The organism is Rhodanobacter denitrificans (assembly GCF_003335105.1).
GTDB classification, from domain to species: Bacteria; Pseudomonadota; Gammaproteobacteria; order Xanthomonadales; family Rhodanobacteraceae; genus Rhodanobacter; species Rhodanobacter denitrificans_A.
Genome location: NZ_QFWQ01000001.1, coordinates 35,583 through 56,596 on the forward strand (window position 1 = coordinate 35,583; position 21,014 = coordinate 56,596).

The following is a 21,014-nucleotide window of genomic DNA, read 5'->3' on the forward strand; positions in this document are numbered from 1 at the left end:
AACGACCCTGTGACGAAGACGGAAGAATGGATTCCAGCCAACTTCTGACGTCACTCGTCGCGGCGAACCAACCACGTCTTCCCGGAACTCGAAACATTTCGATCGGGAGGCGCCCTTCGAGTCGGGCGCGCGAGAGCGCGCTAGTGGACTCGAAGCCCATCGCTCTCGCCGTTGCGGTAGAGCTAAGAAGCGCCGTGCTGGGCAGGTATAGCTCCGGGCGCGTGGAGACAGGATCTTTCGCCACTTAAACCCCCAAGATGCGGGAAGAGCACGCTTAACGCAGCTTACGCGCATACTTGGCCAAAACGCAAACGTAAGTCATTGATTTTTGGAGTGATATATATGTATTACGTCAAAATCTGGATGCGGTGCGCAAGACGCTGAAATTGTTCATATCTGCGTGACGCGTTTTGGTTGCTTGCGCCTGACCTACCCAGCTTCAGCCATGCCGGATCGCCGCTGAGGCTGCCGCACCTGCTTTGTTCGAACTGAGCTCAGGGGGCTCACGGAGGCCCTACATCCAGGCAAACACCCATCTTTTGCGTGCTTTCCTCTCTGGTACCTTTAGGCACCTTCAAAAGTCGGAGCGTTCTCAAGACGTGGACAACCGGATCAGAGTGCTCCGCGAAGCCCGGGGCCTTTCCCTGGAGGCCTTAGCCGCTGCCGCTGGCACCTCCAATCAGCAAATCAGCCTTCTAGAGGCCGGCAAGCGTCGCCTCACGGTTGATTGGCTCCTCCGGATATCCCACGCTCTGAACTGCCACCCGTGGGAACTTGTCTCTACAGATCTTCCCGGTTCTCTTAATGCGCGTGACCTCCGCTTACTTAAACGGTTTCAAGACCTTACCGAGCTGCAGCAGACTGCTCTGCTCGGGGTCCTAGACGCCTTCGCGACCGATAGACACCAGCAGGCGGACGCCTTGGGGTAGCAACGTCTTCAAATGTTGGAATTACTTGACAATATCCAACATTTTGCCTAAAGATCAAAGGCCTCCACGGCATGGGAATTGATCCCGGGCACGATCATGGGCGGGTGGGGAGAGACATCGCGTCGAGGTACGAGTGGGCAGCCAACTCGGGCCGCCCAGTATGTGCGCATGTCGACCGATCATCAGCGCTACTCGACTGAGAACCAGCGCGAGACCATAGGTAAATACGCCGCTCAGCATGGCATGGTCATCGCCCAGACCTATGCGGACGAGGGGAAGAGCGGCCTAAGTCTCGAAGGGCGTAGCGCCCTGCAGCAGCTGATTAAGGACGTCCAGACAGGTCATCCTGATTTCGAGGCCATTCTCGTCTACGACATCAGTCGCTGGGGTCGATTCCAAGACGCCGATGAGAGTGCTTTCTACGAATACCTGTGCCGTCGCTCTGGAATCCAGGTGTTCTACTGCGCAGAGCCGTTTGAAAATGATGGCAGCCCTATGGCGACCATCATGAAGAGCGTAAAGCGCGCGATGGCTGGCGAGTACAGCCGGGAGCTTTCGAACAAGGTTTTTCAAGGGCAATGCCGGCTCATCGAACTCGGCTTCCGACAGGGCGGGTCGCCGGGATTTGGGCTGCGCCGGATGCTGCTCGATGAGCATCGAGCACCGAAGGGGCCGTTGCGTCCCGGCGAGCAAAAGAGCCTTCAAACGGATCGTGTGATTTTGACTCCGGGTCCGCACGATGAAGTCGCCACGGTCCATTACATCTACAAAGAGTTCCTGGAAGCCGGAAAACTCGAACAAGACATCGCCGATGCGTTGAATGCCAAAGGCCTGCGGACGGATCTTGACCGTGCATGGACTCGAGGCACCGTTCATCAGGTACTAACGAACGAAAAATACATTGGCAACAACGTCTACAACCGCACATCGTTCAAGCTAAAACAACGACACGTGCGAAACACAGCTGATATGTGGGTCCGTCGCGATGGAGCATTTGAATCCCTTGTTCCTATCGAATGGTTTAGGCGAGCCCAGGAAGTCATTGCAGCTCGCTCACGACGGTTAGACGACGCTTCCATGCTTGAGCTGCTTCGCCACCTCTACGAGAAGGCAGGTGCTCTTTCGGGATTGTTAATAGACGAGCAAGAGGCCATGCCATCCAGTAGCACCTACCGATCCCGGTTTGGCGGGCTCGTGCGTGCCTATTCGTTGATCGGCTTTCGCCCTTCACGCGACTATCGCTACCTGGAGATCAACCAAGCGCTCAGGGCTTTGATGCCGAACATCGTCGCAGAGATCGTCGGTGGCCTAAGTGACTTCCATGCAACAGCGAATAGCGATATTCGAACCGGGCTTCTGAACGTCAACGATGAGTTCACCCTTTCGATCGTTATAGCTCGTTGCCATCAGCTTATTAGTGGCACGTTTCGGTGGCGGCTTCACTTTGATACAAGCCTTGCCCCTGACATCACTGTCGTAGTTCGGATGGCTGCAGACCAAAGGACAGTGCTCGACTACTACCTCTTTCCCCGAATCGATCTTCCGTTACGACCGTGTCGCCTGGCTGAGCAAGACAACGAGGTGACGCTTGATGCTTATCGCTTTGAATCCCTCGAGCCGCTGTACGTACTGGCCGAGCGCTGCGTCCTGAACAAAGCTGCCTAACGTGGAGATGCGATATGCGAACTATCGAGATGATTCCAGTCAACCACGTTCAGGTGCTTAATCCAAGAGCCCGAAATCAGCGACAGTACCGTGAAATCGTGGAGAACATTGATCGGATCGGTTTGAAGCGTCCCATCACCGTCAGCCGGAAGGCCGTTGCCGAAGGGGACCTTGAATACGACCTCGTTTGCGGCCAAGGGCGACTGGAGGCCTACCGGTGGCTCGGAAGAACTGAGGTGCCGGCGATAGTCATCACGGCCAACGAAGAAGATTGTTTGGTAATGAGCTTGGTGGAGAACATTGCCAGGCGTCAGCACCCCGCCATTGAATTGATGCGGGAAATCGAGAGCCTCCATCAACGCGGATACAACGAAACACAGATCGGTCAGAAGCTCGGCGTCACCGCATCATGGGTAAGCATGCTTCTCAATTTGCTGGAGAACGGCGAAGAGCGATTGGTAGCCGCCGTTGAAACCGGACTAATTCCCATCAGTCTGGCTGTAACTATCGCGCGAAGCGATGACGCCGGTATCCAAGAGGCTCTGGCGGATGCATATACCCAGGGAGTGGTTCGTGGAAGGAAGCTTCCAGTATTGCGCCGCCTGCTAGAGCAGCGTGCGCTGCGTGGCAAGAACGAACGACATTCGTCTTATGGACGAAGGGGCAGTCGAAAATTGTCTTCAGAGAATCTTCGCCGCATCTATCAGCGGGAAGTGGGTAAGCAGCAACTGCTGCTACGAAAGGCAGATTTCACACAGAAACGTCTGCTTTTCGTCATTCAGGCAATGCAGATCCTGCTCCAGAGCCCTGATTTCGTCGCAGTGCTACGCGAAGAGCACATGGAAACGATTCCTGGACCGCTCGAACGGCGTATGGCACGAGGCGCAATCCAATGAGCGATGCATATGACCCAAGATATGACATGCACGTGGGGTTTGAGCTCGACACCCGCGTCATACCGCTATCCGCGATTCTTCCGCTGAAAGCGCTTCGACCCACAACGAAACAGAGCCAGAAATACAGGCAGATTGCCGCATCAATTCATGCTATTGGCCTTGTCGAATGCCTGGTAGTCGTGCCCAACCCAGACAAGGATGGCAGCTACTTTTTGCTGGACGGCCTGTTGCGTCTTGAAATTATCAAGGAGCTCGGATGGAAGGAGGTCGAATGCCTGATATCAACGGACGACGAGAGCTATACGTACAACAAGCGAATCAGCCGCCTAGCCTCGATCCAAGAGCACAGGATGATCGTGCGTGCCGTTGAGCGCGGCGTCCCCGAGGAAAAGATTGCAAAGGCGCTGGATATGGAACTTGGCTCCATTCGTCGCCGATTTCGATTGCTCGATGGCATTTGCCGCGAAGCAATCGAGCAGCTCTCCGACAAACCATGTCCCATGGCGGTATTCGATCAACTTAAGCGTATGAAGCCAATGCGGCAATTGGAAGCTGCTGAGTTGATGACGGGGCAGCGGAACTACACAACACCGTTTATTAAGGCGATTCTCGCGGCCACGCATGATGAGCAGTTGGTGAAGCCTCGGCGAGACAAGCAGGGCCAGGATATTTCGCGAGAGCAAATTGCACGGCTAGAACGAGAACTTGAGGCCGCACAGAACCGTACGCGATACGCCGAGGAAGCATATGGCGAGGACAATCTTCAGCTCACCATCGCGAAGAGCTACCTCGCTAAGCTACTGAAGAATAGTCGAGTGTTAGCCTGGCTTGAGCTTCACGAACCTGAGTATCTGGCGGAATTTCAGGAAATCGCGGAGATCGATTCACTGGCAAAGGTAGTTGGCGAGACCTATCGCTAACCGGAGGTTCGCGGACCGCTCACCACTTGCCCAAAGGCGATCATGACGTCGATAGATCAAACCCAGATGATTTGACCGTTCCGCATAAAGTAGTGAGATCGGCAACCGACCTTCTTCCAGACTGACGGCGACAAAGATACTTTCCCTTCGTTATCGACAGACGCTGTCCAATGAGGTCTGTACTGTTTGAGGAGACAAAGCTCAACCATCTCCTTGCAGCCGCAGGGGCAAAGAAACGCGACTCGCCAAGCGGGCGTACCCAAAACATATACCCGTCCCCGAGCGAGGTGCTTCGGTAGTTCGTCATCGGGACAGTCAACCCCCTTGTAGGGGAACCAGCCAGTGAAGATGTTCAGCCCTTTGCGACGAAGCGATTGCCAAATCGTCATGTAAGCCCCGCCAGTCCTAGAGGTGGTGTGGCGTCACCGAGTCCACATAATGGGCTCATCACCGGGCACGGGCCATTGGCGACGCTGGTCGTCTGAAACTCTTCGACCAAATTGACGCGTCGGAAGGCATGTTCATCCGGCGATCCCGCACGAAAACCGTGCAACCTCGCAAGCAATTCGTTTACCGCCATGCTGGCTCCCTGCATGTTGATGGAGATTACCGCCGGCCTCTCTTCTTCAACACCTTCGATGTAGCCGGTCTTGACGCGCTCCGCATAGAGTTCGGGATTGGTCCGACGGAGCGTTTCGGCCTCGACCACCGACATCCGATAGCCTCGACGTGAAAGCAGGCTGTCGCCACCGGGGCGAAGGTAGTGGACCGCCATACCCGCATAGCGAATCCCATCATGCTCATCCGCTCGAAGATCTACCCCGACGTCGATATAGGGCATGACGTAGTAATGACATAGCCTGTCGAGATGCATTCGGGCTTCCGCGCTATCCGTACAACCAAACACGATGTCCGCCGTGGCCGCGACACGCCAAGCTTCCGCGAGCGTACCGTGCTCCGGAATGATCCGCGGAGCATCGGTCCCGAGATTGGATAGGATTTTCCGTGCCAGAGCCTCTACCTTCGGCGTACCCATCCGCGCGTCAGCCCACGTCGAATTGACGATGCGATTGAGGTTTCGGTCCTCCACATGGTCGGGATCGATGAGGATCAGCTCCTTCACACCAAGTCGTGCAAGCAACTCAATAACGATGCTTCCCGTGCCGGAGCAGCCGACGACAGCGATGCGCAACTTGCCCAGCAGTGCCGTTGTGCCGCCCCCAAGTGCTTGGCGATGGCTGGCGTGCAGCGCTTTCAGGACATCGTGTTCCTGGGCGGAGAAACGCCGGATTCGGTCGCCGATGACGAAGATCCCGTCGAGCGGTTCAAACACCCCAGAGGACCAGGTGCGCCCAAAAATCTCTCCATTCGGTAGCATGACCGCGCTCGCCATGGGAAGGCCGTCTTCGTAGATCTTGGCCAGATCGGCGTGGAGGACACGGTCGCTCTCGTCATCGACACGTGAAAACGCGTTTGCCCCGGCCGGATGGCTGTGAAAGTGCACGATCGCTGGGGAATCCAGGCCCTGCGCCGCCTCAAGTAAGGGATGCAAACTGTCGATCCGCCAAGTCACTTGATGCGGCTTTCGTGAAGTCGCCTCATGGCTGATCGGAAACACGGCACGTGCGCACAAGATGCCTCGATCGTCGTCGCGACGGCGGCCACAAAGAAGCCAGGCCGCCGCCTCCTTTCCATCGCCAGGGTGCAGATGTGCCAGCAGCTGCTGATGTTGCTCTTCAGTCATTCGCAACGAAAGTCGCATTACTGGCCTCCCGCCGCGCGGGCAAGAAAGTGATCCACGTAGGCGAGATGGGTTTCCAGGCAATCGATACCCGGGCGCCACCCGTTTGAGGGGCGGTGACGCGACCACTGTTGCCAGGCTTGCCCGCGGACCTGAATGGTCGCCAGGCTGGGGATCGCCCATCCCTGGGCGTGGCTCAAGGGCGGCAGGAAGTACGCCATGTCGATTTGCGACATTGGGTAGTTGGGATCGATGCGCAACGCAATGTCGGCGTGGCCGGGAACCAGGCCGACAGGAAGCGGCCAGTTGCGGATCAGAAGCCACCGCTGTTCCGCATCGAGGAACACCTCCCATTCCAGGCTGGCGTCACGAAGGTAGGCGAGGTCTTCTGCGGGGAGCTTGAACGCCAAGGCCTCTTGGCCATCCCCGTTGCTGTGTTCGTTCTTCATGGTGAAGAATCGTTCCGTGCCGGGTTCCGCCAGATCCACGGATTGGTCGGCTGCAATGGGGTCGCGACGTCCTCCGCGACTGGCCTTAAAGAGGTCGTAGTGCTGCGGATCGAGCCCAGCGAAGGCCAGGATTTCCCTGCCGGTCAGAACGGCTTGATCGGAGATGTAGGGGGCCTTATCCAGGAAGAAACGGTACCGGTGCCCCTTGGGCGGGTGCTTGTCCGCCGCTGCATATTCAGCAATATCAATGATTTCTGGATGTTCCGAAGTGTTCATTGCGGTTTACTCCCAATTGAGTAGAATCGGCTGTGGCCGGATTCGAAATCCGGTTATGGCGAACCATACGCCTGAAATCATGCCATAGCAATACCTGGAGTCATGCTTGAGCGAACTTTCTACATTTGGAGTGCGGTTGAAGGCCGCCCGCACCGGGGCCAAGCTCAATCAAGAGGAGCTGGCCAAGCGAGTTGGATCATCAAAGGGCTATATCTCAGAACTTGAGACGAACCCGGATATCCGGCCGTCGGCCGAGTTGGTCATGAAGTTGGCGGAGGAACTGCAGACCACCGTGGAGACTTTGATGCGTGGCGAGATCACGGAAGCTCCAGCCGACGCAGTGTTTTTTCGCAACTATCAAAGCCTGGACGAACCCACGAAGTCGAAGCTTCAAGGGATCTTGAGACTGCTGAAGGATGACTAGTGCGGCCACGCGCTGCGGCTAACCAACTCACAAAGGTGCTCCGCGAGGCCATCCCTCCGGAGCAATGGTTTCCTGTTGATCCGTTCTTTGTTGCGCGTGGCCTGGGCGTCCAGGTTCATGAAGACGATTTGGGCCAGGGCATCGAAGGCGCCATGCTCACGGCTGGCAAGAAGAGCGCCATTGTTATCAATAGCCGCATCCAGGATCAGGGCCGCCGTGCGTTTACCGGCGCGCACGAACTGGGTCATTTTTCCTTGCATCGCAACCGAGCAGAGCTTCGCTGCACGGTCGACAACCTCTTAGACACGGCACCGCATCCGGCCAATATCGAGCAAGAGGCGAACGAGTTCGCCATGACGTTGTTGATGCCTATTGACGATTTTCGGTCGCACTCAAGCAACGCGCTGCCTTCGATCGGCTTAGTGAAATCGCTCGCTTTGAGGTACGGGACGTCACTCACAGCGACAGCCCTACGGTTACGAGAATCTTCGTCCAAGGCTTTTGCACTGGCTTATGTGACGTCGGGGCAACTCAAGTGGTGGTGGCCCACGAATCGTTTTCGCTGGCGAGTGCCGCGGGGGCAACCATGGATAGATGCATTGGTGGCGAGTGAAGAGCCACTTCGCTACAACACTGAAGAGATATTCGGAACGGCTGCCGCCGCCCGCCTCGGAGAAACACTGCGCATTTCTGGGGTCGACATGCCGAGTTACGACGCAAGTCTCTGGGTTGTCGACACCCCTGACGAGCGACGCCCTTGGGAGTGGGACAAGAACGAAGAGGACGACTGAACGCTCTAACTGGGCGTGGAGATGCTCGCGAGCGGATAGCCTGTTTCAGCGCACCGCGCTTTGACTGCGAATTCCGCTTCGGCCAGCGACTGGCCGAAGCGGGCCGGCAACGGGTATGCGCGTGACGGCGCGAACAAAAGCCCTGCGCTGGGGGCTTGCAAAAGGGTTCACCCAATCTTGGATTGCAGCACGTGACGCCCGTTCCTGGGGCATGGGTTCACGCACCAAAACTCCCACCAAATGATGTCAGTTCGCGACAAATCGATGCTAGATGGCGTCAGTTTAGGTCTTATTCCTGAGCAAGAGCTCGCAAGCAATTGAGATGATTCAAGGAGTTAGAACCACTGACAGGAACTGGCATCGCCGACATCGGCGGTCCTTATTGATGTCAGTAGGGACCTTAAAAGTGTCAGCGAACCTAAAACGTGTCAGCTGGTACTTGGCCGCCTTACTAAACGCCGAAGCATAAGACCTGCCAGCTCCCTCTCTAAGCCACCGGTAGGACCAGATCGGTCGGAAGACACGAGGATTTACGGGCGATGTAGCCTGCTTCAGCGCAAGACCTCGGATGAGATCGATTCTCGTTGGGGGCGACTGGGCTGCGCACTTTTTGGCGGTTATTGACCAGATGCGCCTCTACCCATTGGGTGAATCGACCGGCCAACTCAGCGACATGTTTTCATCAGCTAGCGTCCTTTTCAGCGTGGAAGACCAGATGCCGAGCCACTGAGAAGGAGGATCTGCTTATGGCAGATGGTGTGTTTCAGCGAAATTGCAGTCGTCGGCAAACTGGGGATGTTTGTTATCGACAGCGAAGGCAGACGTTGTGCTGTCGGGGCTGACACGCTGCTAGCCTCCGCTTCCTACCCGAAGGCGACATCGGTGGCCAAGCGGCAATCTCGGGATGTCCACCACCTATAGCAGTCATTGCTTCGCTTGTGCGGCTGGTATGCAGGCCCCAACGCGCACGACATCTAGTGCAGCTGGGTGCAGGCCGGCGGCAGCCAAGAGCTGCGGTAACGGATAGTTCGTCGGGACAGCCGCAAGAAGTAATATGACGCTACCGTGTCTCAGGGCTTGAGTGGCGGGAGGGAGATGATGGTGCTTCACGTCATCGAAGGAAAATGCAATGCGCGTCGGCGACCGAGCAGGGAACCAGACAAGGAGAGCGGTGGTGGCCAACTTCCAGGGTACGACGCAAATTGGCGTCGCGGGAATCAAGAAGCACTTCGTGCGGACCGAGCCGCCGCAGGCGGTCATTGAGCTCGTTTGGAACGGCTTTGACGCCCAGGCGCCCCACGTTGAAGTGGAGCTCGCCTACAACGACCTCGAGCAGCTGAGCTCGGTCTCAGTCATCGACGACGGAGAAGGCATCGACGTCGCCAATATCGACGATAACTTCGGCCGGTTTAATGAATCGGCCAAGCAGGAAGATGTCACCCTCCATGGCTTCAACGGAAGGGGGCGCCTCGCGTTCCACCGGCTGGCTGACCGGGCAACCTGGTATACCCAGCACAAGGGGAGAGCCGCGACTATCGTGGTCACGGGTGCCAACCTGGAACGGTTCTCCGGCGACACATGGGAGGCCGGGCAGTCGCACGGAATGGTGGCAACCGGGTCGGGGACGAGGGTCTTACTGGATCCTGTCCGTGCAGCGCTGCCCGAACCGAAAGACATGCTCAAGCTGCTGTCAACCGAGTTTGGCTGGTACCTCCTGCTCAACCCGGACCGTCACCTGACCTATGACGGCACGCCGGTGTCGGCCCCAGCTCATGAGCTCATCGACAGCTCGATTTTGGTCGATGGTGATGATTTTCGGGTCCGCATCATTCGATGGCACGAGCGTCTTGCTTCGGAAAAGTCCTATGTCTACCTACAGAACTCGTCAGGCAAGACGGTCTTCCACAAGCTGAGTTCCCATAACAACAAACCCGGGTTCTTCGTCAGCGTCTACATCCAGTCGCCTTGGGCGGATTCATTCGCACCGGAACAGGACCTGTTAAACCCCGATGCGGCCACAGCTGAATCGAAGACCTGGAAAGCAGTCGACCGCCTGGTCGTCGGCAAGGTCCGAGAGGTGTACGAGGCATTTCTGCGTGAGCACGTTGAGCGTGAGATCCGGAAATACGAAAGCGAAGGCTCGTTCCCCGACTTCAGTGAACTGCCCGAAATTGACGCAGAGTGGCGCTCACGCAACATCCGGCACATCGTGCGTACGGTGTATGTTGCCGACCCTAGCCTTTTTGGCCCTCTTCCCAAAAAGCAGCGGAGCGTGCTCATCCGGCTTCTGGACCGCCTATCGGTTTCAAATGAAAATGACGCCATCTTCGATGTGCTGAAGGGCGTCCTCGACCTCGATGCCGGGGCAGTAAAGCGGCTCGCATCGCACCTTGAACGAACTACCTTCGACAGCATTGTCGGGACCATCGAGGCCCTGCAGAAACGGCAGACGGCGGTTGATCAAATCCGGCAGCTCATGCGGGTCCACTATAAGGAAGTTCGAGAGACGCCGGACTTGCAGAAAATCATTGAACTGAACACTTGGCTGTTCGGCCCCCAGTTTGAGACCCTGGGGGCCGAGGAGACTACGTTCACTGAAATCGCGCGCAGGTTGAGGAGCAAGATTCGCGAAATCGATAACGTTACTGGCGAAGACGTCGAGGATGATGCGACGGTCGAAGTGTCGCAACGCCAGCCCGACCTCTTTCTGGTTCGCAAGCTTCCAATGCCGGATTCACTCGGCCGGATGCAAAACCGCTGGGTCATTATCGAAATCAAGCGACCCGGGGTTGCGCTCAATTACCGGCACCTTCGTCAGGTCGACGATTACATCCGGATCATCGAGGGCGACCCTGAGTTTGCGGCCGAGCAAACGCGCGTCGAGCTGGTTCTCGTTGGTCGGAAAATCTCGTCGGCTGACACGGAAATTCGGTCGCGCCTGAAGCAGGTTGCGGACCGAGGTGTACCCGGCCTAATCCGCCAGGATGAGCGGTTCACCGTCTTCGTCCTGAATTGGGAGACCATCCTCGCGGGTTTCGAGCTCACCAACGAATATTTGCTCAAGCACCTGCGGCTCAAGCGCGCAGAGCTCGAAGGCACAAGCATGGATCAACTGGTGCATGCACTGTCTGGCGGCTTGGACGAAAGCGCCCTTCTATCGGCTGGTGCTGTACGCAAAACAGTCCGGAAACGCAAACCGTTGGCGCCCGTGTCTCACTGAAGCCGTCGCGGGGACCGGCACAATAGGTCGCACCCACCGACGGCATGTCGCGTCGACCCGATGTCCTCAGACGTTGGTCGAATTATCTACGAGTTCTACGCCGCCTCCAGGAAGCGTGCGGACAAGTCTGCCCTGATCATCTTCTCCAACATAGCCACCATCGGTGTGCATCTTGGCCACAAAAGCATCGCGCTCTGGGTTCGGACCTGCCATGTAGATGCCCCAGAGATCTGCAAAAATACGGGCCTCGTCAGGCTCCAATTGGTCGGCATCGAATTCACCACGCAAGGCCGCATGAACGCGATCCAGCGTACGGCCAGGGGATGATTCCGTGGGGTCGTCAGGAATCAGCGCTTCATCTGATTTAGATAGTCGGACCTTCTTATGCATGTCCTCAACCTCCAAGGGTGAATTCAGCTAAATGTGTGCGTTTCACCAATAGTGCGGCGGGGGCCCATCGACTGATGAATAATGTCTGGGCTCCAGCAAGTGACGGGACGGTTGATCTTGTAGCGCGTCCTTGACCTGCTCTCTCGAACCGATGACCCTCGACATGGATTCCAACCAGCCTGGGCAATGTCCAGGGGGAGCGCACCCGCCGTGCCGCAGTCTGGTTCGCGGCGATAGTCTTGAGAACGTATGCGCAACAACCCATAGCGCGGCCCGACGAGTGGGCATGTCGCTCAAACATCGCACTCCGCGCCGCCATGCCAGCTGCCTCGTTGTTCGGGGCAACGCGTTGCGGTTGAAGCACAGATAACTACGTTCAAAGAAGTCAGGGCAGAGATCACGCGCGATCCAACGAAACTCATTCGGATTTCCAGCTCGACGAAGTACCAATACCAGCAGCCGACAGATGGCGCCAAGGTCATGGGCGGCTTGCGTCGGTGCATTTCCCGGTGAACGGTACGCCTCGTATGTAAGGCATGCCCGCTCAAAGGTGGTCAGCGTATCCCACACCTCTTTCGATTCGGGATGCCGCGATAGGCTACCGCGATGTACTACCTGGTGGTAGTGAGCTGTGATTTCCGTGACCAGCCATTGCCGAAATTCGGACAGAGTAAAACAGGCCCTTCGTTCAACGTCTTGACCATCTTTTGCTCGCACGTCTCGCTGCGTAGCGCCGGGGAGCATGCGCAATCGCCCCATCATTGTCCCAATGAGGCGTTCAATGGCTCCGCCCCAGTGTGGGCTATGAGCATTGGCACCACGTCACCCTGTGTTTCCGAGAGACCGAAGGCGTCTCCGCCGATCGTTCCCTGATGGGAACCGTCGAGAAGATCGTGCAGTCCGAGTTGTCTGGCCACGCGCTCATCGTCGGTACTGACAGCGAGACCTCGACATCCCAGCCCTTCATGCTGTTCGCCAGCGGCATCGGCGATGCGTGGCTGCTTGATCCCTTAGGTCATAGAGCGGTATGCCTTGTATGGCGCGGCGAACGGCAGTCGTCGACCGTGCGCGAGACATCTGAACGCCTGGAGATTCAGTGGGAAGGCTCGTACGAGTTGCTCGGCGAGTTCTTCTCGGTCGACCTCGACCACCCGCTGATAGGTCGGCGCACCATCGGTGGCTACCCAGTCGAGCAGTTGCGCAAGCTGCTGCATTCCGTGCAGCCGGTCGAGCGGACGATCGACCAAGTGATTGAGCAGAACGACGCGGTTGAGCTCTCGCCGGAGATCGTGGCGCAGCTGACCCGGACGGGTTGGTCGGCAGAACAGCTCACGAAGGCCGCGAGACAGGGTGCTCGCTACTCGCCCTCGCGTGATTCGGTGTTATTCCCGGCGATGGTCGGACCAGAATAAGGGCTGTATAGGCTTCAACTGAACAACCCATGGAGCATTCAGCGCCCGGGTTCGGCCGGCGCGCAGAATACTTGGGCGCATTGTCCCTGGCTGGTGCGCACCATGTAGTAATCCCGGCGCAGATCCCCGCCATCCCAGCAGCCGGTTTCCAATTGTTCGGGACCGGCAAGGATGATGGTGATGACCTACTCAATGGAATGGGGTGGTCGAGCAACCAGGTTGGACGCGGTGATGTTTCCGCGGTATCCGGTATGCATGGTTGGCTGTCGCATGGGCATGCTCGGGACGGGAATCGGTGTGCCACTACAGCAATTCGATCATCGGTTCGAGGACAGCAACGGTCGCCACAAGTCGCTGCTCCAGAAAAGTGTCCAACAACTGGCGCGCGGATTGCGGTGGGTTCTTTAGCGACGTCCGTTGCGACCGTACCGCAGACAAGAGCGCAGGCTGGTGAAGGTCGAACAAGTACCGCAGAAATTCGTCCGGATGTTGCGCTTCTACCCCGTAGGGCTTTAGGCACTCAGCCGGAAAATCCTTGAGGTTGTACGTCACGATCACGTCGGCGCGGCCACAGATCGCGCTCGCGAGCACGTGTCGATCGTCTTTATCAGGCAGCTCTAAGCCAGCTTCGAGCGGTTCATAGCCAGTGATGAGGCAGTCGGGAATGGCTTTGTTTATCAGCTCCCGGGTTCGTGCCAGTTTCTGAGCCAGCTCTGGGCGGTCTTCTATAAGTGAGCGAATCCATTCGTCGTGGATGCGTTCAGTCCAACGGGCACGAAAAGCCCCTGTGCGAGCCGTCCGTATCAGGAGGTCGCGCAGGGGCGCTGGATAAAGAACGCAGGCATCGAACAGAGCGGTGTACGCCATCCGTCAGTAGCCCATTCCCAATTCTTGGGCTTGGGCGGCCAATTCTTCGAGCGCCTGATGGCTTTCAGCATCGCGCTGCTCTTTGTATGCCAGGGCATCCTGGAAATAGACCCGGCGATGGGTACCGGCCGTGTGGAACGGGATCTCGCCTTTTTCCAGAAGGCCGACTAGGTAGGGGCGCGATACGTTGAGGAAATCGGCAGCCGTCTGCGTTGTCAGAGCAGCATTGGACGGCATGATATTGACCGCCTTGCCCTCGCCCATAAAAACGAGGATGTCGGCCAGAAGTCGCAGGGCTGAGACGGGAACATCAATGGTCTCCTCGCCGTTGTGCACGCGCAGGCGTGCGGTATCGCCTTGCCCTAAGAGAGCGGCAATTTGGCGACTACTTGTGCGAGCGAGTTGGATTTCTTCCGGGGTCGGCAGATCCGGCGGGAGCATTTGGCGTGCGGCAGTCATGGCTTGCCTCCTGGGCAGGGAGTGCATGTGTTCTATCACGTGCAAGAAACGTCATTGGCGTGCTGTTTGAATTCGCTGTTGAATTCTCAGTGCCACTTTCATCGTCGAATACGAGCATCGAATTTAGGAGCTCGTTTTCCACGTGGAAGATTTTGGAACATATCCGAAATAAGCGCAACAACCGAAATAAACGTCACGAAAACGACGGCAGTATTTTTCGTGGCTAGCTTAGCTAGCGTTCGCTTTCGCGTGACTTCTCGTGGGGCGTAACAAATTGTTACGCTGGGCAAACCCCCAAAAAAAGCCCCCTTGCGGGGCATGGGCTGGCTGTTTTGTGCGCGGGAACGGGCCCGGTGTCTGATTGAGGCAACCAGAGGGGCCACTCACTTGAGCTGATCCCGCGTAGCGATCCCTCATGGCTGGCGGAGCGTCAATAGGTGCTAATTGGCGTCAGTTGGCAACAATTGGGAGCTTATTGGCGTCAGTTGGCGTCCGTACGATCCGTTGCTCGGCACAAAATATAGTTTTCAGTCATGGCCTTATACGAGCTGACATCAATTTGGGGCGCCGACACCGTTTCTTGACTCCGCTTCGACGCCAGCGCTCCCCGCGGCTTGCTGCATTGCCATAACGCGATCCATCCGATCCGACCACGCGTTTTCCGCCCGGCCAGCCGCTTGCCCGGCCCATCCATGAAAACGTTTGCATAAACGTTCCGCAACGCAACAGAAGCGTTCTTAGCGGATGCTTTACAAGCCTTGATGAAAACGATTACGTTGTTGCCGCGGCGGAGTTCAGCACTCGGGGCAACTCACATGGCGGCAGTGACGATCAAAGACGTGGCGCGCGAGGCCGGCGTTTCCGTAGCCTCGGTGTCGCGCGCGCTGAACGGCGGTGGCGGCGTCACCGCCGAAACCGGTCAGCGCATCCGCGACGTGGCCGCCCGCCTGAGCTACGTGCCGCATGCAGCGGCCCGCAGCCTGATCACCCGGCGCACGCATACCATCGGGGCACTGTTGCCGGATCTGCACGGCGAATTCTTCTCGGAGCTGATCCGCGGCATCGACCAGGCCGCCCGCGCGCGCGGCCTGCACCTGCTGGTCTCCAGTTCGCACGACGGGGCCGCGGATGCCGCCACCGCCCTGCGCGCGATGCAGGGCCGGGTCGACGGCATGCTGATCCTGTCCAACCATGTCGACGCCGCCTTCCTGCGCAGCAACCTTCCCGCCAGCGTGCCCGCCGTGCTGCTCAACAGCGCGGTGAAAAGCAACGCGCACTCGGTGCTCAACATCGACAACCATGGCGGTGCCTACGCGATGGTGCGGCACCTGCTGCAGGCCGGCCACTCCGGCGTGACCTTCATCGCCGGCCCCGCCGACAACTTCGATGCGCAGCAGCGCGAACTCGGCTACCGCGCCGCGATGGCGAAGTACGCGCCGCATGCGCCGCTGGACGTGGTGGCGGGCGATTTCAGCGAAGAGGCCGGCTACCGCGCCGGGCAACAGTTGCTGGCACGCAAACCGCGGCCGCAGGCCGTGTTCGCCGCCAACGACATGATGGCGGTGGGTTGCCTGTACGCGTTCAAGGAGGCCGGCGTGGACGTGCCGGGCGACATCGCGCTGGCCGGCTTCGACGACATTCCGATCGCGCGTTACGTCACCCCGCCGCTCAGCACGGTGCGCGTGCGCATCGCCGACCTCGGCCGCAGCGCGCTCGAACAACTGGCTGCGCTGCTGGAAGACTCCAGGCACGCCACGCCATCCAGCCACACGCTCGCCTGCGAGATCGTCATTCGCGCCACTTGCGGCGGCGAGCAACAAGCGTCGTCCAGACAAGGTATTTGAAGAAAAAGCTGCATCAACTCGGGGAATCGGTCATCCGGTATGGGAGGGAAAACATGAACACACCAATGCAACTCAGAAAGAAGCTGCTCGCAAGCCTGATCAACGCCACGGTGATCGCGGTGGCTGGCGCGCCGATGCTGTCGTGGGCACAGACCTCCGACGCCAACCTGCGCGGCAAGGCCGCGGCCAGCGCCACGATCACCGCGCGCAACGTCGCCACCGGCAGCACCCGGCGCACCACGGCCGGCGCCGACGGCGGCTACACGCTGGTCGGCCTGCCGCCTGGCACCTACCAGGTCGACGCCGGGCCGGGCACCGCACGCACGGTCACCCTGACGGTCGCCTCGACCGCCACGCTGGACCTGAGCGCCGCGGCACCGGCCGTGTCGACGGCGAACGCGACCACGCTTTCCGGCGTCACGGTCAGCGCAGCCACGCTGACGGAGGTGAAGACTTCCGAGATGGGCTCGACGATTTCGCTGCACCAGATCAACACGATCCCGCAGGTTTCGCGCAACTTCCTGGAGTTCGCCGACACCGTGCCGGGCATGGTGTTCAACGTCGACTCCTCCGGCCACACCTCGCTGCGCGGCGGCGCGCAGAACAACAGCTCGGTCAACGTCTACATCGACGGCGTGGGCCAGAAGAGCTACGTCAAGGAAGGCGGCGTCAGCGGCCAGTTCGCCAGCCAGGGCAATCCGTTCCCGCAGCTGGCGATCGGCGAATACAAGGTGATCACCTCGAACTACAAGGCCGAGTACGACCAGATCTCCAGCGCCGCGGTCACCGCCGACACCAAGTCCGGCACCAACGAGTTCCACGGCGAGGTGTTCGGCACCTACACCAACGACTCGATGCGCGCGCGCACGCCTTCGGAAAATGACGCGGGCAAGAAGACCAAGTCGCACGAGAAGGAGTACGGCTTCGCGATCGGCGGCCCGATCATCAAGGACCAGATGCATTTCTTCTTCACCTATGAGGCGAAGAAGTTCGACACGCCGATCACGGTGACGCCGGGCGTCACCGGCACGGCCGCGTTCCTGCCGGCCAGCGCCTCCGCGCAGCTGGGCCCGGCCAGCCTGCCGTTCAACGAGGATCTCTACTTCGGCAAGATCGACTGGGAGCCGACCGACCGCGACCGCTTCGAGCTGAGCGCGCAGCTGCGCAAGGAAGGCCAGTACGACAACATCGGCAACCAGACCGCCGCCTCCGCCGGCATCGACGCGATCAACCGCGACACGCGCATCGCGGCGCGCTGGCAGCACAGCGGCGACTCGTACTTCAACGAACTCCTGTTCACCCACGAGAACGCCTACAACAACCCGACCCCGCTGCATTTCGCCGACGGCGCGGCCTACACCTGGGCGCCGCAGCAGGACGCCACGATCCTGATCACCGGTTCGGCGAACGCGCTGGCGACGCAGAAGAAAGGCCAGAAGGGTCCGGCGATCCAGGACGACCTGACGCTCAACGACCTCAGCTGGTACGGCGACCACGTCATCAAGATGGGCGTGAAGTACAAGAAGGTGGACCTGAACGCGCAGGATGCCGGCAACAGCAACCCGCAGTTCACCTACAACGTCGATCCGACCGGCACTGCGGCGACGCCGTACAAGGTGTTCTTCCCCAACCCGGTACCCGGCCTGAGCCCGGTGGCCAGGTCGAGCGACAAGCAGTTCGGCACGTATATCCAGGACGACTGGGCGGTCAACGACAAGCTCACGCTGAACCTCGGCGTGCGCTGGGATTACGAGAAGAACCCGTCCTACCTCAACTACGTCACACCGGCCAACGTGCTGGCGGCGCTCAACGGCCCGAACCCCGATCCGAGCGCGCCGGCCGGGCAGACCTACGCCCAGGCCCTTGCGCTGGGCGGCGTGAACGTCAACGACTACATCAGCAACGGCCACAACCGCAAGGGTTACAAGGGCGAGATCCAGCCGCGACTGGGCTTCTCCTACGACCTCGACGCCGACCAGCAGCACGTGATCTTCGGCGGCGCCGGCCGCGCCTACGACCGCGACCTGTACGACTACCTGCAACTGGAGCAGACCAAGTCGGCGCTGCCGCAGCTCACCGTGTATTTCCAGGATCCCGCCACCGGGCTGTGCCACAACAACGGTACGCCCTGCTTCGCCTGGGACCCGAAGTACCAGAACAATCTCGGCGCGCTGCAGGCGCTGGTCGCCTCCAGCAACACCGGCCAGGAAGTGGATGCGATCAACAACCACCTGAAGGCGCCGTATTCCGACCAGTTCAGCCTCGGCATGCGCAACAAGATCGGCGACTGGAACACCAGCGCGGCGATTTCGCGCATCCTCAGCCACGACGGCTTCGCGTTCACCCTGGGCAACCGCTATCCGGACGGCGCGTTCTTCAAGAACGGCAGCCAGCCGTGGGGCAACGGCGTGCCGGGCTTCGGCCCGTTGATCATCGGCAACAACGGCATCGCGACGCGCACCACCCAGCTGCTGCTGTCGGCGGAGAAGCCGTACACGAAGGAATCCGGCTGGGGCACCACGTTCGCCTACACCTACACGCGGGCGAAGCAGAACCGGGACATCAACGAGCACTACTCGTTCGACGAGGCGACGATCCACCAGTACCCATTCGTCGATTCCAACGCCGCCGCCCGGCACCGCTTCGTCGCCACCGGCACGATCGACGTGCCGTGGGGCATCACGCTGTCGGCCAAGCTGACCCTGGCTACGCCGATCCCGTTCAACGACATCGCCTGCTACGGCGTGACCTATCCAAACGGCAGCGGCTGCATTCCGATGGCGGCCACGCCGGGAGGCAACGGCAAGTTCCTGGTCGGCGGCAAGGTGTTCGGTTACCGCGACATCGACTTCCAGGCAACCAAGGACTTCGACCTTGGCCACGGCCTCAAGCTCTACGGCCGCTTCGACGTGCTCAACGTCTTCAACTTCAGGAACTACACGGACATCCTGGCCAACTGGGGCTCCAACGGTGTGGCGAACCCGAACCCCGTGATGTACAACCCGACCGGCAACATCACCTTCGTGCCGCGCACGCTCAAGCTCACGATCGGCATGAAGTTCTGACGCCACATCCGATGGCATCGAGGCGACGATAGAGGCAGCACCGCAAAGCCCGCTCCCCTCGCGGGCTTTGCTTTTTCCACCCGACCCCATCACAGGTTCCCATGACCGATCCGCGCATCAGGAACATCGTCATCGTCGGCGGCGGCACTGCCGGCTGGATGGCCGCCGCCGCCTTCGCCAAGGTCCTCGACGCCGGCTGTTCGATCCGCCTGGTGGAGTCGGAGGAGATCGGCACGGTCGGCGTGGGCGAGGGTACCGTGCCGCACCTCAAGCTGTTCAACAACCTGCTCGGCATCGACGACGTCGAGTTCGTGCGGAACACCCAGGGCACGTTCAAGCTCGGCGTGCAGTTCAACGACTGGGGCCGGCTCGGCGACAGCTACGTGCACGGCTTCGGCACGATCGGCCACGACGTCGGCCTGCTGCCGTTCCACCAGTACTGGATCAAGGCGCGCCAGTCCGGCAAGGCGGACGAGATCGGCGCGTACTCGCTGAACACGGTGGCCGCGCCGCGCGGCCGCTTCATGCCGTCGGCCAGCGACGCGCCGCCGGGCTCGCCGCTGGCCAACGTCGCCTACGCCTACCATTTCGATGCCGGCCGCTACGCGCGCTTCCTGCGCAGCTACGCCGAGCAGCGCGGCGTGCGCCGCACCGAAGGCAAGGTGGCGCAGACCGTACTGCGGGCAGGCGACGGCTTCGTCGAGGCGATCGTGCTGGAAAACGGCGAACGCATCGAGGGCGAACTGTTCATCGACTGCTCCGGTTTCCGCGGCCTGCTGATCGAGCAGGCGCTGCACACCGGCTACCTCGATTTCAGCCACTGGCTGCCATGCGACCGCGCGCTGGCAGTGGCCTGCGAGAAGGTCGGCCCGCCGACGCCGTACACCCGCGCGTCGGCACGGCCGGCGGGCTGGCAGTGGCGCATCCCGCTGCAGCACCGCACCGGCAACGGCTATGTGTATTCCAGCGCCCACGTCAGCGACGATGAGGCCGCCGCCACCCTGCTCGGCCACCTCGACGGCGCGCCGATGGGCGAACCGCGGCTGCTGCGCTTCACCACCGGCGTGCGGCGGCAGGCCTGGAACCGCAACGTGGTCGCGCTGGGCCTGGCCGGCGGCTTCCTGGAACCGCTGGAATCGACCAGCATCTACATGATCCAGTCCGCCATCGCGCGCCTGCTCAACCTGTTCCCGCGGCGCGATTTCAGCCCGGTGCTGACCGAACGCTACAACGCGCAGTCGCGCTTCGAGTACGAGCACATCCGCGATTTCCTGATCCTGCACTACCACGCCACCGAACGCGACGACACGCCGTTCTGGAACCAGTGCCGCACGATGTCGATCCCACCGCAGCTGGCGGACAACATCCGCCTGTTCCGTGACAGCGGCCGCTTCTTCCGTGACGGCGAGGAGATGTTCGCTACCCCGAGCTGGGTACAGGTGATGCTGGGTCAGCGCATCGCACCGCAGGGCTACCACCCGCTGGTCGACCAGATGCCCGACGCGGAGCTGGCCGGGTTCATGGCCAGCGTCAGCCACGTGGTCGCCAGCTGCGTCGAGGTGATGCCGGCGCACCAGGCCTTCATCGACCGCTGCTGCACGGCACCGGCCATGGTCGCCTGAGGCACCCTCGGCGTCCCGGAGACCGCGCCGGGGTCGCGTCCGAT

General features: G+C 59.9%; 17 protein-coding genes. 11 read left to right on the plus strand and 6 right to left on the minus strand.

The features are described from left to right. Nucleotides 1–617 precede the first annotated feature (617 nt). The 4 genes from DEO45_RS16810 to DEO45_RS00170 all read left to right on the plus strand — a co-directional run bounded on the left by DEO45_RS16810 (nucleotide 618) and on the right by DEO45_RS00170 (nucleotide 4,410). Complete coding sequence (locus tag DEO45_RS16810; protein ID WP_223250729.1) at nucleotides 618–929, plus strand: helix-turn-helix domain-containing protein; 312 nt, start codon at nucleotides 618–620, stop codon at nucleotides 927–929. Between the two features lie 96 nt (nucleotides 930–1,025). Next, nucleotides 1,026–2,594: a recombinase family protein gene (locus tag DEO45_RS00160; protein ID WP_262982177.1), complete on the plus strand. Its 1,569-nt coding sequence runs from the start codon at nucleotides 1,026–1,028 to the stop codon at nucleotides 2,592–2,594. A 14-nt stretch (nucleotides 2,595–2,608) separates the two neighbouring features. Then, nucleotides 2,609–3,490: a plasmid partitioning protein RepB C-terminal domain-containing protein gene (locus DEO45_RS00165; protein WP_114340308.1), complete on the plus strand. Its 882-nt coding sequence runs from the start codon at nucleotides 2,609–2,611 to the stop codon at nucleotides 3,488–3,490. After that, nucleotides 3,487–4,410 (plus strand): plasmid partitioning protein RepB C-terminal domain-containing protein, encoded by a 924-nt coding sequence (locus tag DEO45_RS00170; RefSeq protein WP_114340309.1) that lies wholly within the window; start codon nucleotides 3,487–3,489, stop codon nucleotides 4,408–4,410. Before DEO45_RS00165 ends, DEO45_RS00170 begins: the two co-directional genes overlap by 4 nt. Nucleotides 4,411–4,466: 56 nt before the next feature. Here DEO45_RS00170 and DEO45_RS16815 read toward each other — a convergent pair whose 3' ends face one another. From DEO45_RS16815 to DEO45_RS00180, 3 genes are read right to left on the minus strand one after another with little or no spacing between them, the layout of a single operon-like run. Continuing rightward, a complete protein-coding gene (locus DEO45_RS16815; protein ID WP_223250722.1) occupies nucleotides 4,467–4,799 on the minus strand; it encodes a DUF6527 family protein in 333 nt (110 codons plus the stop codon). Next, nucleotides 4,796–6,172, minus strand: a complete 1,377-nt coding sequence (locus tag DEO45_RS00175) for a ThiF family adenylyltransferase (RefSeq protein WP_114340310.1) — start codon at nucleotides 6,170–6,172, stop codon at nucleotides 4,796–4,798. The genes DEO45_RS16815 and DEO45_RS00175 overlap by 4 nt, the downstream gene beginning before the upstream one ends. Continuing rightward, nucleotides 6,172–6,876, minus strand: coding sequence for a multiubiquitin domain-containing protein (locus DEO45_RS00180; RefSeq protein ID WP_114340311.1), 705 nt, complete (start codon nucleotides 6,874–6,876; stop codon nucleotides 6,172–6,174). The genes DEO45_RS00175 and DEO45_RS00180 overlap by 1 nt, the downstream gene beginning before the upstream one ends. A 106-nt stretch (nucleotides 6,877–6,982) precedes the next feature. Between DEO45_RS00180 and DEO45_RS00185 the strand changes: the two genes are divergently transcribed. The 3 genes from DEO45_RS00185 to DEO45_RS00195 all read left to right on the plus strand — a co-directional run bounded on the left by DEO45_RS00185 (nucleotide 6,983) and on the right by DEO45_RS00195 (nucleotide 11,311). Continuing rightward, nucleotides 6,983–7,300: a helix-turn-helix domain-containing protein gene (locus tag DEO45_RS00185; protein WP_189339641.1), complete on the plus strand. Its 318-nt coding sequence runs from the start codon at nucleotides 6,983–6,985 to the stop codon at nucleotides 7,298–7,300. Beyond that, complete coding sequence (locus DEO45_RS00190; RefSeq protein WP_114340313.1) at nucleotides 7,300–8,091, plus strand: ImmA/IrrE family metallo-endopeptidase; 792 nt, start codon at nucleotides 7,300–7,302, stop codon at nucleotides 8,089–8,091. The genes DEO45_RS00185 and DEO45_RS00190 overlap by 1 nt, the downstream gene beginning before the upstream one ends. A 1,129-nt stretch (nucleotides 8,092–9,220) precedes the next feature. Beyond that, nucleotides 9,221–11,311 carry an ATP-binding protein gene (locus DEO45_RS00195; protein WP_114340314.1) on the plus strand — a complete coding sequence of 697 codons (2,091 nt, stop codon included), beginning with the start codon at nucleotides 9,221–9,223 and terminating at the stop codon, nucleotides 11,309–11,311. A 66-nt stretch (nucleotides 11,312–11,377) separates the two neighbouring features. On the opposite strand, the gene DEO45_RS16405 is transcribed toward DEO45_RS00195, so the two are convergent. Further along, nucleotides 11,378–11,701, minus strand: a complete 324-nt coding sequence (locus DEO45_RS16405) for a hypothetical protein (RefSeq protein WP_147269656.1) — start codon at nucleotides 11,699–11,701, stop codon at nucleotides 11,378–11,380. An 872-nt stretch (nucleotides 11,702–12,573) separates the two neighbouring features. On the opposite strand from DEO45_RS16405, the gene DEO45_RS00205 reads away from it, so the two are divergent. Then, nucleotides 12,574–13,113, plus strand: coding sequence for a hypothetical protein (locus DEO45_RS00205; RefSeq protein ID WP_114340316.1), 540 nt, complete (start codon nucleotides 12,574–12,576; stop codon nucleotides 13,111–13,113). Between the two features lie 303 nt (nucleotides 13,114–13,416). Here the strand turns inward: DEO45_RS00205 and DEO45_RS00215 are convergent, their stop codons facing one another. Both DEO45_RS00215 and DEO45_RS00220 read right to left on the minus strand, forming a co-directional pair. Beyond that, nucleotides 13,417–13,980: a PIN domain-containing protein gene (locus tag DEO45_RS00215; RefSeq protein WP_114340317.1), complete on the minus strand. Its 564-nt coding sequence runs from the start codon at nucleotides 13,978–13,980 to the stop codon at nucleotides 13,417–13,419. 3 nt (nucleotides 13,981–13,983) lie between these two features. After that, the gene (locus DEO45_RS00220) at nucleotides 13,984–14,439 is read right to left on the minus strand and encodes a helix-turn-helix domain-containing protein (RefSeq protein ID WP_114340453.1); all 456 of its coding nucleotides are present in this window, start codon (nucleotides 14,437–14,439) and stop codon (nucleotides 13,984–13,986) included. A gap of 815 nt (nucleotides 14,440–15,254) precedes the next feature. Here DEO45_RS00220 and DEO45_RS00225 point away from each other — a divergent pair. From DEO45_RS00225 to DEO45_RS00235, 3 genes are all read left to right on the plus strand, one after another. Further along, complete coding sequence (locus DEO45_RS00225; protein ID WP_114340318.1) at nucleotides 15,255–16,283, plus strand: LacI family DNA-binding transcriptional regulator; 1,029 nt, start codon at nucleotides 15,255–15,257, stop codon at nucleotides 16,281–16,283. 53 nt (nucleotides 16,284–16,336) lie between these two features. Continuing rightward, on the plus strand, nucleotides 16,337–19,348 hold the full coding sequence (locus DEO45_RS00230) for a TonB-dependent receptor (RefSeq protein WP_114340319.1): 3,012 nt from the start codon (nucleotides 16,337–16,339) through the stop codon (nucleotides 19,346–19,348). Nucleotides 19,349–19,449: 101 nt separating this feature from the next. Beyond that, nucleotides 19,450–20,970, plus strand: a complete 1,521-nt coding sequence (locus DEO45_RS00235; protein ID WP_114340320.1) for a tryptophan halogenase family protein — start codon at nucleotides 19,450–19,452, stop codon at nucleotides 20,968–20,970. The last annotated feature ends 44 nt before the right edge of the window (nucleotides 20,971–21,014 follow it).

Bases quoted from the DNA above. Each gene is read 5' to 3' on its own strand.
- DEO45_RS00160 (WP_262982177.1), top strand. From the start codon at position 1,026: ATGGGCGGGTGGGGAGAGACATCGCGTCGAGGTACGAGTGGGCAGCCA.
- DEO45_RS00165 (WP_114340308.1), top strand. From the start codon at position 2,609: ATGCGAACTATCGAGATGATTCCAGTCAACCACGTTCAGGTGCTTAAT.
- DEO45_RS00170 (WP_114340309.1), top strand. From the start codon at position 3,487: ATGAGCGATGCATATGACCCAAGATATGACATGCACGTGGGGTTTGAG.
- DEO45_RS16815 (WP_223250722.1), bottom strand. From the start codon at position 4,799: ATGACGATTTGGCAATCGCTTCGTCGCAAAGGGCTGAACATCTTCACT.
- DEO45_RS00175 (WP_114340310.1), bottom strand. From the start codon at position 6,172: ATGCGACTTTCGTTGCGAATGACTGAAGAGCAACATCAGCAGCTGCTG.
- DEO45_RS00180 (WP_114340311.1), bottom strand. From the start codon at position 6,876: ATGAACACTTCGGAACATCCAGAAATCATTGATATTGCTGAATATGCA.
- DEO45_RS00195 (WP_114340314.1), top strand. From the start codon at position 9,221: ATGCGCGTCGGCGACCGAGCAGGGAACCAGACAAGGAGAGCGGTGGTG.
- DEO45_RS16405 (WP_147269656.1), bottom strand. From the start codon at position 11,701: ATGCATAAGAAGGTCCGACTATCTAAATCAGATGAAGCGCTGATTCCT.
- DEO45_RS00205 (WP_114340316.1), top strand. From the start codon at position 12,574: ATGGGAACCGTCGAGAAGATCGTGCAGTCCGAGTTGTCTGGCCACGCG.
- DEO45_RS00215 (WP_114340317.1), bottom strand. From the start codon at position 13,980: ATGGCGTACACCGCTCTGTTCGATGCCTGCGTTCTTTATCCAGCGCCC.
- DEO45_RS00220 (WP_114340453.1), bottom strand. From the start codon at position 14,439: ATGACTGCCGCACGCCAAATGCTCCCGCCGGATCTGCCGACCCCGGAA.
- DEO45_RS00225 (WP_114340318.1), top strand. From the start codon at position 15,255: ATGGCGGCAGTGACGATCAAAGACGTGGCGCGCGAGGCCGGCGTTTCC.
- DEO45_RS00230 (WP_114340319.1), top strand. From the start codon at position 16,337: ATGAACACACCAATGCAACTCAGAAAGAAGCTGCTCGCAAGCCTGATC.
- DEO45_RS00235 (WP_114340320.1), top strand. From the start codon at position 19,450: ATGACCGATCCGCGCATCAGGAACATCGTCATCGTCGGCGGCGGCACT.